This is a genomic window from Histidinibacterium lentulum, assembly GCF_003789055.1.
GTDB lineage: Bacteria > Pseudomonadota > Alphaproteobacteria > Rhodobacterales > Rhodobacteraceae > Oceanicola > Oceanicola lentulus.
On sequence record NZ_ML119084.1, the window covers coordinates 66,797 to 79,508 of the forward strand.

The following is a 12,712-nucleotide window of genomic DNA, read 5'->3' on the forward strand; positions in this document are numbered from 1 at the left end:
GGTCAGGACGGGATGCGGAGCATCAGGTTGCCCGCGTAGATCGTGGAGGGCGCCTCGAACACGGGAATGTGGAGCGTGATCCGGCGCGGCAGATCGCGCGCGAGGTTGTCGCAGCCCGCGAGCCGCGCCGCGGGAACGAAGGCCGATGCCGCGCCGTACAAGGTCTCGGCGCGCCAGCCCGTCAGCCGCACCAGAGTGCCGGGTCCGAGAAGGAGGGGCGCGTCGGGCTGGTCATGGCCGAGGGCGCCGGGGGAGAGCCGGACCGGACGGCAGAGCACCGTTTCCATCCGCATTCCGGAAAGGCGCACCGCGCCATGTTCGCGCGTCACGACGCGGGCGCCCGGGGCGAGGTCGCCTGCCGCACAGAGGCCTGCGAGGGTCAGGACAGGGGTGTCTGCCGAAAGGCCGGAGGGATCGTCGGAAGCGATAATCGTATCGGCACGGAGGCCGCCCAGGTGAAGCGTGCTGGTCATGATGTGGTGCCTGTCTGGTCGCCGACTGGTGCCGGTCTTGCCTTGATCGTAGGTCAAAGCGTGCCGTGTGTCACCAAGTTTGGCATCTGGAGACTTGGGTTGGATCAAGGCCCTCTTGCGTGGATGGCATCTTCGGGTGAAAGGTCGGCGGCGTGCGGGTGTGGCGGAACTGGTAGACGCACCAGATTTAGGTTCTGGCGCCGCGAGGCGTGGGGGTTCGAGTCCCTTCACCCGCACCATCATCTGACAGGGTATGCATGGCCGTCTTCGGGCGGTTTTGTGGCAGGATCTTGGCGGCACGGACCCGTCCGAGAGGCCTGGAGGCCGGCTGGGGGGTTGCGCCGCCTACGCCGCGCTTCTAGAACGCCGCGAATTCCGCGCCGACTGGCTCGCGCCGCGGCCCCTTTCCCATGCGAGGACGAGAATGCAGGTCACCGAAACGATCAATGACGGTCTCAAGCGCGGCTACCAGATCACGGTGACCGCAAGCGAGCTCGATGCCAAGGTCACCGAGAAGCTCAAGGAAGCGCAGCCGGACATCGCGATGAAGGGCTTCCGAAAGGGCAAGGTGCCGCTGCCGCTCCTGAAGAAGCAGTATGGCCAGCGGCTGCTCGGCGAGGCCATGCAGGAAGAGATCGACGGCGCGATGTCGGCCCATCTCAAGGAGAGCGGGCATCGGCCTGCCCAGCAGCCGTCGATGAAGATGGCGAACGAGGACTGGAAGGAGGGCGACGACGTCACCGTGGAGGTGGAGTACGAGGCGCTGCCCGATGTGCCCGAGCTCGATTTCTCGGAGCTGAAGCTGACGCGGCTCACCGTGACGCCCGACGAGGCATCGGTCGACGAGGCGCTGAAGAACCTCGCCTCCTCCGCCCAGCGGTTCGAGAACAAGGAGGGCGCGGCCGAGGAGGGTGACCAGGTCGTGATCGATTTCGTCGGCAAGAAGGACGGCGAGCCCTTCGAAGGCGGCGCCGCCGACGATTACCCGCTGGTGCTGGGGTCGAACTCGTTCATCCCGGGCTTCGAGGATCAGTTGAAGGGTGTCGCCGCGGGTGACGAGAAGGTCCTGACCATCACTTTCCCCGAGGATTACGGTGCGCAGCACCTCGCGGGGGCGGAGGTCACGTTCGATGTGACCGTGAAGGAGGTGAAGGCGCCGGCCGAGGCCGAGATCGACGATGACCTGGCCAAGCAGTTCGGCGCCGAGGACCTCGAGGCCCTCAAGGGCCAGATCCGCGACCGGCTGGCGCAGGAGTACAAGGGCGCGGCCCGGGCGGTGGCCAAGCGGCGGCTCCTCGACGTGCTGGACGAGACGGTGTCCTTCGAGTTGCCGCAGGGGCTGGTCGATGCCGAGGCGCGGCAGATTGCGCACCAGCTGTGGCACGAGGAAAACCCCGACGTGAAGGGCCATGACCACCCGACGATCGAGCCCACCGAGGAACATGTGAAACTGGCAGAGCGGCGCGTGAAGCTGGGCCTGTTCCTTGCCGAGGTGGGCACCCGCGCCGAGGTGCAGGTGACCGATGCGGAGATGACCCAGGCGGTGATGCAGCAGGCCCGGCAGTATCCGGGGCAGGAGCGGCAGTTCTTCGAGTTTGTCCAGCAGAACGCCGGGATGCGCCAGCAACTGCAGGCGCCGATTTTCGAGGACAAGGTCGTGGACATGATCTTCGACAAGGCCGACGTGACCGAGACCGAGGTCACGAAGGAGGAACTCCAGGCCGAGGTCGAGAAGCTGGACGAAGACGAGGCGCCCGCCACCTGATCGCGGACGGTTTCGAAGGGCCTGTCGCGGCCGCGCTTCCAACCGGAGCGCGGCCGTTCTCGTTTGCGCGTGAGCGAAAGAAAATCGCCTATCGAACGCGCAGTTTTCTCCTATCGAAGGAGAATTCGCGGCAGTAATCTGTCCTCACGGAAACGAGAGGACGACCGAATGAAACGTATTCTTGCAGGGTTTGCCGTTGTGCTGGGTCTGGCAGCAGGTGCTGCCCATGCCTGTCCGAGCTTCGCCAATCCCGGCGTGGCGCAGTATCAGGCCACAGGGGCGGGGCTGCGCAGCCCGTCCGTTTTCAATGTGGTCGCGGGGGGCGAGAACAACCTCGGCCGCTGCCCGCAGATCTACAACAACCTTGGCTCTGACCAGCTGGATTATGGTCAGAGCTACTTTACCACCCAGCCCGATTTCAGCTTCTATCTTTCGGGAATGGGGAACGTGCGGCTCGTGGTGTCGGTCGTCAGCCAGTGCGACGCCGCACTGCTGATCAACACAGGTGCGGTCAACTGGTACTTTGACGATGACGACAACGGGAACCTCGACCCGCGGATCAGCCTGACACGCCCCTCCGACGGGCGCATGGATATCTGGGTCGGGACCTTCGACGGGCAGTATTGCGACGCGCAGCTGCGGATGGAGACCTTCCCCCGCTGAGGCCGTGCGCGAGGCGGGTCCGGTGGGGCCGCGCCAGAAAAAAGGGCCGCGCTTGCGAAGCGCGGCCCCGTTCGTGTCCGGAGAACCGGGAGCGCCTCAGCGCTCGTCGGTGATCGGGTTGCTGTCGTCGTCGCGGGAGGGTGCGGGGCCGCGGGGATCCTCGTCGTCGTACCCGGCGCTGCCGATGTCGTCGAAGAGTTCCTGGATCTCGAACTCGGCCGCGGCTTCCTCTTCGGCGGCGAGGTCCTGGATCGTCCGGCCCTGGGCCTGAAGCTCCGCCTCCTCGGGGGAGCGGGCGACGTTGAGGGTGATGCGGGCATCGACCTCGGGATGCAGGTTCACGATGACCTCGTGCATCCCCAGTTCCTTGATCGGTGCGGCGAGGGCGACCTGCTTGCGGTCCACCGTGAAGCCGCCAGCGGTCGCGGCTTCGGCCGCGTCACGGGTGGAGACCGAGCCGTAGAGCGCACCGCCGTCGGAGGCGGAGCGAATCACGACGAAGGTCTGGCCGTCGAGCTTCGCGGCAAAGGCCTCGGCCTCCTTGCGGGTCTCGAGGTTCTGGGCCTCGAGCTGGGCCTTCTGATCCTCGAACTTCGCCTTGTTGGCCTCGGTGGCGCGCAGCGCCTTGCCGAGCGGCAGAAGGTAGTTGCGGGCGTAGCCCGGCTTCACGCTGACGATCTCGCCCATCTGGCCGAGCTTGGCCACGCGTTCCAGTAGAATGACGTCCATCTGTCAGGCCCTCACTTCACCGCATAGGGCAGCAGCGCGAGGAACCGGGCGCGCTTGATCGCCTGGGCGAGCTTGCGCTGGTTCTTGGCGCCGACCGCGGTGATGCGGCTGGGAACGATCTTGCCGCGCTCGGAGATGTAGCGCTGCAGGGTGCGGGTGTCCTTGTAGTCGATCTTCGGGGCGCCGTCGCCGTCGAAGGGATCGCTCTTGCGGCGGCGGAAAAACGGTTTTGCGGCCATGTGTCCTTACTCCCTTTCGATCAGGCGCGTTCGCGGCGGCGGTCGGGGCGCTCGTCGCGCTTCTGCATCTGGATGGACGGGCCTTCCTCGTGCGCGTCGACCTTGATGGTCAGGGTCCGCATGACGTCGTCATGCAGGCGCATCAGGCGCTCCATCTCCTGCACCGCCTCGGAGGGGGCGTCGGTGCGCAGGAAGGCGTAGTGGCCCTTGCGGTTCTTGTTGATCTTGTAGGCCATCGTCTTGACGCCCCAGTATTCGGTGTCGACCACCTTGCCGCCGTTGTCGGTCAGCACCTGGGAGAAATGTTCGATGAGGCCCTCGGCCTGCGCGTTGGACAGGTCCTGACGCGCGATGAAGACATGCTCGTAGAGCGGCATGGCTCGTCCTTGTTGTACGGCGCGCATTTCATAGGACAGGCGATGAACCTTCCGCACCTGCCCACGAGAGACTGCGCGGATGAACGTGACCGCGGAAGGAATGGGGCCTTATACAGAGAGCGGCGGGCCGTGCAAGGGCCGGGAGCCGCCCGATCATGGCCCGGGCATGGCCCGTGGATGGCCCCGCATGCGCCCCGCTTTCGCCCTCTTGGACGGGAATCATCCCATTCGACAGGAATTGGATGGACCTTTCACACAAAGGCGACCGACCCATGACGATGGCATTTCTCGACGGCCCCAGCGGCCTGGTGCGGGCCGCTCCGGCGGTGCGGGGAGACCGGGTGACCATCGACGAGACGCTGTGGGGCTATGTCGTGCGCGCGGAGGCGCGGCATGCGGGCGCGGCCTGGCTTGCGCGGCGGCTGGCGTTCCTGGTGGCGTCGGCGGCGGTGGTTCTGATCGGCTACATGTGGCTCCTGCCGGGCGCGGGCTCGCCGCTCGGAAAGGTGGGGGCGACGGGCCTTCTGACGGGCTTTGCCGGTCTGGCCCTCTGGCTTGCGGGGCGGGGCTTCGCGCCCGAGACCCATGTCGACCTGCGGCTGAAGGAGGTGCGCGAGGTGCTGCGCGACATCGACGGGCGGACGCGGCTCGTGGGACGCACGGCTTTCGCCGATATCGGCGGCGTGCACATCGATCGCTTCGGTCAGCCCGCGGGACAGGGACGGCTGGTGCTGCGCTGGCGCAATACCGGCCGGAAGATGACCGTCGCCGCAGGGTCCGAAACCGTGCTGGCGGCGTTGCGCGACAGGATCGGGCGGGACCTGCTGCAGGGCAACGTCTGAGCCGCTTTGTTGTGCCCGGCCACGGGGCGCGCTAGACCGGCGCGCAAGAAGGCAGAGGGGGCAGGATGCGCGCATTCGTCTTTCCGGGCCAGGGGGCCCAGACCATCGGCATGGGGCGGGATCTCGCGGAGGCCTATCCGGCTGCGAGAGCGGTGTTCGAGGAGGTCGACGCGGCGCTGGGTGAGAAACTCTCCGCGTTGATCTGGGAGGGCGACACAGAGACGCTGACGCTGACCGCCAATGCCCAGCCCGCGCTGATGGCCACGTCCATGGCGGCGATGGCGGCGCTGGAGGCGGAGGGTGTCGAGGTGACGGCGGCCGGCTTCGTGGCCGGGCATTCGCTGGGCGAGTATTCCGCGCTCTGTGCGGCGGGCGCGCTGACGCTGACCGACACGGCGCGGCTGCTGCGTATCCGTGGCCGTGCGATGCAGGAGGCGGTTCCGGTGGGCGAAGGGGCGATGGCCGCGCTGCTGGGACTCGATTTCGCGACCGTCGCCGAAGTGGCCGCTGAGGCGGCCGAGGGCGAGGTCTGCCAGGCTGCGAACGACAACGATCCGGGCCAGGTGGTGGTCTCGGGCCATGCCGGGGCCGTGGCGCGGGCGGTGGAGATCGCCAAGGCGAGAGGCGCGAAGCGGGCGGTGATGCTGCCGGTCTCCGCGCCGTTCCATTCGGCGCTGATGGCGCCCGCGGCGGAGGCCATGCGCACGGCGCTGGCGGAGGCCGACGTGCGGACGCCGAAGGTGCCGCTGGTGGCCAACGTGACGGCGGGCGCGGTGACCGACCCCGACGAGATCCGCGCGCGGCTGGTGGAGCAGGTCACGGGCTCGGTGCGCTGGCGCGAGAGCGTCCTGTTCATGAGAGCCGAGGGTGTCACGGACTTCTGGGAGATCGGCGCGGGCAAGGCGCTGTCGGGCATGGTGCGGCGGATCGACCGGGACGCGGCGTGCCGCGCCCTCGGCTCTGCCGACGAGGTGAAGGCGGCGGCCGAGGCCGCGCGAGGCTGAAGGAGAGGGCGATGTTCGATCTGACGGGGAAGGCGGCGCTGGTCACGGGCGCGTCGGGCGGCATCGGTGGCGAGATCGCGCGGGCGCTTCATGGCGCGGGGGCGGTCGTGGGCCTTTCGGGCACGCGGGAGGCGCCGCTCGAGGCGCTGGCGGCGGAACTCGGAGACCGGGCCCATGTGCTGCCCTGCGATCTGGGCGACGCGGAGGCGGTGGACGCTCTGCCAAAGCGTGCGGCGGAAGCGATGGGGTCTCTCGACATCCTCGTGAACAATGCGGGCATCACGCGCGACGGGCTTTTCATGCGCATGTCGGATGCCGACTGGGACGACGTTCTGCGCGTGAACCTGACCGCGGCGATGCGGCTGAGCCGGGGTGCGATGCGCGGCATGATGAAGGCCCGCTGGGGGCGGATCGTCAGCATCGGCTCGATCGTGGGGTCCACGGGCAACCCGGGGCAGGCGAATTACGCGGCCGCCAAGGCCGGCCTCGTCGGCATGTCGAAGGCGCTTGCCTACGAGGTGGCGAGCCGCGGGATCACGGTGAACGTCATCGCGCCGGGCTACATCGGCACGGCGATGACGGAGAAGCTGACCGACGACCAGAAGCAGGGGATGCTGGGGCAGATCCCCGTGGGCCGCATGGGCGATCCGAAGGAAATCGGGGCCGCGGCGGTCTATCTGGCCTCCCCGGAAGCGGGCTATGTGACCGGGACGGTGCTGCATGTGAACGGCGGGATGGCGATGCTCTAGGGCTGCCGCAGGGTGCCGGATCGCGTGCTTGTGAAAGCGTTTGCCTGCCCCGGAATCTCTGCTATAGGCGGCCCAATCGAGCCGGGGGACGATGCCAGTCGTCCCTTTTTGCCCGCAAAGGGCAGAGATGAAAACGGGCCCCATCGCCCGCGAAGAAGTGAGGGATAGACATGAGCGACGTCGCTGATCGCGTGCGCAAGATCGTTGTGGAGCACCTTGGTGTGGACGAGGAGAAGGTGACGGACAACGCCTCCTTCATCGACGATCTTGGGGCGGATTCGCTCGATACGGTCGAGCTCGTGATGGCCTTCGAGGAAGAGTTCGGCATCGAGATCCCCGATGATGCGGCGGAGACGATCCAGACCTTCGGCGACGCGGTGAAGTTCATCAAGGACGCACAGTAACGCCCCGCGGGCATAGGGCCGGTCAGGCCACGGACGGCGCCCGTTGGGCGCCGTTGTCGTTTTCCCTCAGGCGCTTGCCCGTCTGCCGTCGGGTCGCGGGCCGGTCGCGCGACGGGTGAGGGCGACGACGTCCCCGGGCGGGAGGCGCCGGTCGAAGACGAGGCCCGCGGTATCGGCCTTGCGCCAGACGATGCGGGCCGGGCGGGACGCTGCGCCGAGAGCGAGGGTCACGGTGTCGCCGGCCGCGGCGGAGGTCTCCGTCAGGCTGACCTGGGCACCGAGGCGGCTGAGGTTGGTGACGCGGACGGCGCAGGCCGTACCGTCCGCCGCCCAGAGACGCGCGTCGAGCGCGACGATGTAACGGCGGCGGTCCTCGTCGTGGCGTGTGCGCAGGGCCTGAAGCGTCCAGAGCAGGGAGGCGACCGAGAGCACGGCACCGACCGCCCAGACTGCGCCGCGCGCGCCGTCGGCCATGACGGGCGCGGGGCCGCCCCTGAGGAGGCCGTCGTCAAGCCGCCCGGTGGCGCAGTCGAAACCCTCCATCAGCCGGGCGAGGTCGGCGGGCAGCGTAGCGGTGGCGGGATCCCGGAGCAGGTCGCGCAGCTGGTCGGCGGACCCGTCGGAGACCACCCGGTCGAGCCGGGCCGCAGCCTCAAGATGGTCGCGCACGAGGTCCTGGCGTCCCTCGAGGTGCGTGCCGGCGAGCATCCGCGGCAGATCCATGCGCGCCAGTGCCGCCCGTTCGTTGCGCAGCACAGCCATTTCGACCCCGCGGGGGCGCAGGTCGCCGGCGGCGCCTGCCTCGATCACCGCGGTCTGCGCGCGGGCGAGGCGGGTCAGACCCTCCGCCAGATCGCAGGCCGGCGCGGCGGCGGGGGCCGGCGCCGAGAGGACGAGGACCAGGAGGCTCGAGGGAATCAGCTGTCGCATGGGCGCCCCCTTGGCAGGAAGTCTCGGTCCGGCCTATCGGGGCCGCTCTCAAGATCCGGTTAAGGCGGTCGCTTGCCGCTCCCGGAGCCCCGCTCTTGCCCCCGCTTCGGTGGTGAGGCTATCAGGACCTGAACAACCGGCGGATATGCGGGGGCGGAGCATGAGGCGAGTGGTCGTGACGGGTCTGGGTCTGGTGACCCCGCTGGCCGATGGCGTGGAGCCGTCCTGGGCGGCGATCCTCGAGGGCAAATCGGGTGCCGGGCCGATCACGCGGTTCGACACGTCGGGCGTCGTCACCACCTATGCCTGCGAAGTGCCCTATGGCGACGGAACGAACGGGACGTTCGACCCCGATGCCTACATGGAGCCGAAGGAGCGGCGGAAGGTGGATACCTTCATCGTCTTCGCCATGGCCGCGGCGCAGCAGGCGGTTCAGGATGCGGGCTGGTTGCCAGAGGACGACAGGGGGCGGTTGCGCACGGGCGTGCTCACGGGGTCGGGCATCGGCGGGCTGCAGTCGATCGCGGAGACGGCCCTGATGATGAAGGAGAAGGGGCCGCGGCGCGTCTCTCCGTTCTTCGTGCCGGGGGCGCTGATCAACCTGATCTCCGGGCAGATCGCGATCCGCTATGGCTTCAGGGGGCCGAACCACGCGGTCGTGACCGCCTGTTCCACCGGCGCCCATGCCATCGGGGACGCGGCGCAGCTGATCAAGCTCGGCAAGGCCGACGTGATGATCGCGGGCGGCGCCGAGGCCGCGATCTGCGAAATCGGAATCGCCGGTTTCAACGCCTGCAAGGCGCTCTCCACGAAGCGTGCCAATGCGCCTGAGACCGCGAGCCGGCCCTATGATGTCGACCGCGACGGGTTCGTCATGGGTGAGGGTGCGGGCATGGTCGTGCTCGAGGACTACGAGCACGCCAAGGCCCGCGGCGCGAAGATCTACGCCGAGGTGAAGGGCTATGGCCTTTCGGGCGACGCCTATCACATCACCGCGCCCAGCGAGGACGGCGAGGGCGGCGAGCGGTCCATGCGGATGGCGCTGGAGGAAGCCGGGTTGCAGCCCGAGGATATCGACTACATCAACGCGCATGGCACCTCGACCATGGCGGACGTGATCGAACTGGCGGCCGTGGAGCGACTGATGGGCGACCATGCGGGCAAGGTCACCATGTCGTCGACCAAGTCGATGACGGGGCATCTGCTGGGGGCCGCAGGCGCGATCGAGGCGATCTTCTCTATCCTCGCCGTCCGCGACCAGGTGGCGCCGCCCACGATCAACCTCGACAACCCGGCTGTCGAAACGTCGGTGGACCTTGCGGCGAACGGCAAGCGCGAGCGGGAGATCGAATTCGCGCTCTCGAACAGCTTCGGGTTCGGCGGGACCAACGCGAGCGTGCTCTTCGGGAGGGTTTGAGCCGATGTGGCGCTCCATCGCCTCCAATGCGCTGACGGTCTTCGTTGTCGGGCTGTTCCTGCTTGCGGGCGTCGTGATCTGGGGGACGGAGAGCTACGAGGCGGAGGGACCTCTGGAGCAGGCCGTCTGCCTGCAGGTGCCGCGCGGCGCCTCGATGTGGAGCGTGAGCGAGAACCTCGGCCAGAAGGGGGCCGTGGTGTCGCCGACGCTGTTCCGGATGGGGGTGCAGTATGCCGACCTCGGAGACGACCTGAAGGCAGGGAGCTTCCTGATCCCGGAGCGGGCCTCGATGGCCCAGATCGCGGCGCTGGTGACGGGCGACGGGGTGTCGACCTGCGGCACGGAGGTGATCTACCGCGTGGGCGTCAATTCGGCCCGGGTGGAGGTGCGGGAACTCGATCCGGCGACGGGGGAATATGTCGAGCTTGTCCGGTTCGATCCGGTGGAGGAGGCCGCGCCCGACGCCTATATCGCGGTCAAGCAGGAAGCGGATACGCAGTATCGCGTGGCGCTGGCCGAAGGGGTCACGAGCTGGTCCATCGTTCAGGCTCTGAACGCGATCGACACGCTGGAGGGCGCGGTGGAGGAGATCCCCGAGGAGGGGTGGCTTGCCCCCGACAGCTATGCCTTTGCGCCGGGGGATTCGGTCGCGGGGATGCTGGGGCAGATGCGCGCACGGCAGGAGCGCATCCTCGCCGAGGAATGGGCCGCGCGTGCGGACGACCTGCCCTACGAGACCCCGGAGGAGGCGCTGATCATGGCCTCCATCGTGGAGAAGGAAACCGGCGAGGCGGAGGAGCGGCCGCAGGTGGCGAGCGTTTTCGTCAACCGGCTGCGGCAGGGCTGGCGGCTGCAGACCGACCCGACGGTCATCTATGGGGTGACAGAGGGGCGGGGTGTGCTGGGGCGCGGGCTGCGGCAGAGCGAGCTTGACGCAGAGACGCCGTGGAACACCTACCGGATCGACGGGCTGCCGCCCACGCCCATCGCCAATCCGGGCCGGGCCGCGATCCGGGCGGCGCTCAATCCGGACACCACGGAGTACTTCTTCTTCGTGGCGGACGGGACGGGCGGCCATGCGTTCTCGCAGACGCTCGAGGAGCACAACCGCAACGTCGCGCGCTGGCGCGAGATCGAGGCGCAGCAGGAGGCCGCAAACGGCGGCTGAGCCCGGCGAAGCATTCGGGACCTGTCCCAAAGGACAGTCGTTGCCTCGCTTCGGGAGCGACGGAGCGGTTTTCGCCCGGGTCCGGGACTGGCCGGTATTTCAGGGGCTTGTCCGTGGGACCGGCCCAAATCCACATGAAGATGCAACGCCAATAATCTGAAATCATGTATTTTTCAGCTGCTCTGGGCTATGGTGTCCATCTTGCTGGACAGCTCTCTCGGCGAGCGCGCGTGACGCCTGCGCCGTGACGGCCGATCCATCATCGGATGAACCAACTGGCATTGGCTTGGATCGCATGGCTCAGACAGATGACCCGGATTCGGACACTCCCTGGAAGGACTATGCAAGCGACGTGCGCAAGGCCGAGGTGTCTTTGCATGCGCTGACGAATGTTCTCACCGATCTTGTCGACGAGACGACGAAGGATCGCGGGAAGCAGGCGGCGAAACTGCCGGCGCAGGCGGCGGAGCTGGCGATCGCCCTGCGCCGCGCGGTGGAGATCGAGGAGAAGTACCATGCATGGATCGCCCATCGGCGGAAGACCCTTCAGGCCGGGGATTACGACTTCGACGCGGCCCTTGCCGAAATCCGACGCCGCCTGGATCAGCTCCGAGCCCTCGTTGATTCAGGACCTGCTGCTTGAGGATCTGAGCGTTCACGACACCTGCGCGCTCCCCTGGCTGTGGGAGTTCTGGGCGATGGAGCACCAGCGCCCGCCGCCGGGGGACTGGCGGGCATGGGTGGTCCTTGGGGGCAGGGGCGCGGGCAAGACGCGGGCCGGCGCGGAATGGGTGCGCAGCATGGCGGAGGGCTCGCGCACCCTCGATCCCGGGCGGGCGCGGCGGATCGCGCTGGTGGGCGAGACCATCGACCAGGCGCGGGAAGTCATGGTGATGGGAGACAGCGGCCTGCTGGCCTGCTGTCCGCCCGACCGCAAGCCCGACTGGATCGCAGGGCGGAACGTCGTGCGTTGGTCGAACGGTGCGGAGGCGCAGCTCTTTTCAGCCCACTCGCCCGAGACCCTGAGGGGGCCGCAGTTCGATGCGGCCTGGGCGGACGAGCTGGCGAAATGGCCGAAGGCGGCGGAGACCTGGGACATGCTGGGCTTTGCCCTGCGGCTGGGGCGCGATCCCAAGGTCTGCGTGACCACGACGCCGAGGGCCTCGCGCGTGCTGCAGGAGCTGCTCGAGCGGGAGAGTACGGTCTGCACCCATGCGCCGACCGAGGCCAATGCCGCGAACCTCGCGCCCGGGTTCATCGCGGAGATGCGTGCGCGGCACGGGCGGGGACGGCTGGCGCGGCAGGAGCTCGATGGGCTTTTCCTCGACGATATCGAGGGAGCGCTCTGGCCGCAGGGGGTGCTGGCGGACTGCCTGAGGGGGGCGGCGCCGCCGCTCGACCGGGTGGTGGTGGCGGTGGACCCGTCGGTTTCGGCGGGCCGGGGCGCGGACGAGGTCGGGATCATCGTGGCGGGGGTCGAGGCGAGGGGGCCGCGGCAGGACTGGCGCGGCTGGGTGATCGAGGATGCCACGGTCTCGGGATGCAGCCCGGCGGTGTGGATGGAGCGGGCGGTGGACGCCTACCGGCGCCACGGCGCGAACCGGCTCGTGGCGGAGGTGAACCAGGGCGGCGAGCTGGTGCGGGAGGTTCTGGCGCAGATCGATCCGGGGGTGGCGTTCAAGCCGCTCCATGCGGTGAGGGACAAGAGCGTGAGGGCCGAGCCCGTGGCCGTGCTCTACGAGCAGGGACGGGTGTTCCACGTGGGCGGATTTCCGAAGCTGGAGGACCAGATGGCGGAGATGAGCGCCACGGGCTTTCGCGGGCGCGGATCGCCGGACCGGGTCGACGCGCTTGTCTGGGCGCTGACGGAGCTGATGCTGGGGCCGGGGTCGGGGCCGCCGCGGGCGAGGATGCTCTGAATTCATCTCGATTCGTCATTTCTGACGGCCTCG

General features: G+C 68.4%; 15 protein-coding genes and 1 tRNA gene. 11 read left to right on the forward strand and 5 right to left on the reverse strand.

The annotated features are described in order from the left end of the window. Positions 1-2 precede the first annotated feature (2 nt). Positions 3-473: a Hint domain-containing protein gene (locus tag EAT49_RS08525; protein ID WP_123641897.1), complete on the reverse strand. Its 471-nt coding sequence runs from the start codon at positions 471-473 to the stop codon at positions 3-5. A gap of 154 nt (positions 474-627) precedes the next feature. Between EAT49_RS08525 and EAT49_RS08530 the strand changes: the two genes are divergently transcribed. The 3 genes from EAT49_RS08530 (at position 628) to EAT49_RS08540 (ending at position 2,901) form a co-directional block, all read left to right on the forward strand. Beyond that, a tRNA-Leu gene (locus tag EAT49_RS08530) sits at positions 628-712 on the forward strand. A gap of 185 nt (positions 713-897) precedes the next feature. After that, a complete protein-coding gene (tig, locus tag EAT49_RS08535; protein WP_123641898.1) occupies positions 898-2,238 on the forward strand; it encodes a trigger factor in 1,341 nt (446 codons plus the stop codon). 168 nt (positions 2,239-2,406) lie between these two features. Further along, complete coding sequence (locus EAT49_RS08540) at positions 2,407-2,901, forward strand: hypothetical protein (RefSeq protein ID WP_123641899.1); 495 nt, start codon at positions 2,407-2,409, stop codon at positions 2,899-2,901. 96 nt (positions 2,902-2,997) lie between these two features. Here the strand turns inward: EAT49_RS08540 and rplI are convergent, their stop codons facing one another. Genes rplI through rpsF form a run of 3 tightly spaced genes read right to left on the reverse strand, consistent with a single transcriptional unit; the run spans position 2,998 to position 4,246 of the window. Beyond that, complete coding sequence (gene rplI / locus EAT49_RS08545; RefSeq protein WP_123641900.1) at positions 2,998-3,630, reverse strand: 50S ribosomal protein L9; 633 nt, start codon at positions 3,628-3,630, stop codon at positions 2,998-3,000. 11 nt (positions 3,631-3,641) lie between these two features. Further along, a complete protein-coding gene (gene rpsR, locus EAT49_RS08550; RefSeq protein ID WP_123641901.1) occupies positions 3,642-3,869 on the reverse strand; it encodes a 30S ribosomal protein S18 in 228 nt (75 codons plus the stop codon). 20 nt (positions 3,870-3,889) lie between these two features. Continuing rightward, positions 3,890-4,246, reverse strand: a complete 357-nt coding sequence (gene rpsF, locus EAT49_RS08555) for a 30S ribosomal protein S6 (protein ID WP_123641902.1) — start codon at positions 4,244-4,246, stop codon at positions 3,890-3,892. 272 nt (positions 4,247-4,518) lie between these two features. On the opposite strand from rpsF, the gene EAT49_RS08560 reads away from it, so the two are divergent. From EAT49_RS08560 to EAT49_RS08575, 4 genes are all read left to right on the forward strand, one after another. Further along, positions 4,519-5,088, forward strand: coding sequence for a hypothetical protein (locus EAT49_RS08560; protein ID WP_123641903.1), 570 nt, complete (start codon positions 4,519-4,521; stop codon positions 5,086-5,088). 65 nt (positions 5,089-5,153) lie between these two features. Continuing rightward, the gene (gene fabD / locus EAT49_RS08565) at positions 5,154-6,092 is read left to right on the forward strand and encodes an ACP S-malonyltransferase (protein ID WP_123641904.1); all 939 of its coding nucleotides are present in this window, start codon (positions 5,154-5,156) and stop codon (positions 6,090-6,092) included. Positions 6,093-6,103: 11 nt separating this feature from the next. Further along, entirely contained in the window at positions 6,104-6,841 is a 738-nt protein-coding gene (gene fabG, locus EAT49_RS08570) for a 3-oxoacyl-[acyl-carrier-protein] reductase (RefSeq protein WP_123641905.1), read from the forward strand. A 170-nt stretch (positions 6,842-7,011) separates the two neighbouring features. Then, complete coding sequence (locus EAT49_RS08575; RefSeq protein WP_123641906.1) at positions 7,012-7,245, forward strand: acyl carrier protein; 234 nt, start codon at positions 7,012-7,014, stop codon at positions 7,243-7,245. A gap of 66 nt (positions 7,246-7,311) precedes the next feature. Here the strand turns inward: EAT49_RS08575 and EAT49_RS08580 are convergent, their stop codons facing one another. Continuing rightward, a complete protein-coding gene (locus tag EAT49_RS08580) occupies positions 7,312-8,175 on the reverse strand; it encodes a hypothetical protein (protein ID WP_123641907.1) in 864 nt (287 codons plus the stop codon). 160 nt (positions 8,176-8,335) lie between these two features. On the opposite strand from EAT49_RS08580, the gene fabF reads away from it, so the two are divergent. From fabF to EAT49_RS08595, 4 genes are all read left to right on the forward strand, one after another. Then, entirely contained in the window at positions 8,336-9,592 is a 1,257-nt protein-coding gene (gene fabF, locus EAT49_RS08585; RefSeq protein ID WP_123641908.1) for a beta-ketoacyl-ACP synthase II, read from the forward strand. 4 nt (positions 9,593-9,596) lie between these two features. Continuing rightward, positions 9,597-10,760, forward strand: a complete 1,164-nt coding sequence (gene mltG, locus EAT49_RS08590) for an endolytic transglycosylase MltG (RefSeq protein WP_123641909.1) — start codon at positions 9,597-9,599, stop codon at positions 10,758-10,760. 244 nt (positions 10,761-11,004) lie between these two features. After that, positions 11,005-11,403, forward strand: a complete 399-nt coding sequence (locus tag EAT49_RS21525) for a hypothetical protein (protein WP_246003804.1) — start codon at positions 11,005-11,007, stop codon at positions 11,401-11,403. Further along, a complete protein-coding gene (locus tag EAT49_RS08595; RefSeq protein WP_246003821.1) occupies positions 11,393-12,679 on the forward strand; it encodes a DNA-packaging protein in 1,287 nt (428 codons plus the stop codon). Before EAT49_RS21525 ends, EAT49_RS08595 begins: the two co-directional genes overlap by 11 nt. Positions 12,680-12,712: the final 33 nt, after the last annotated feature.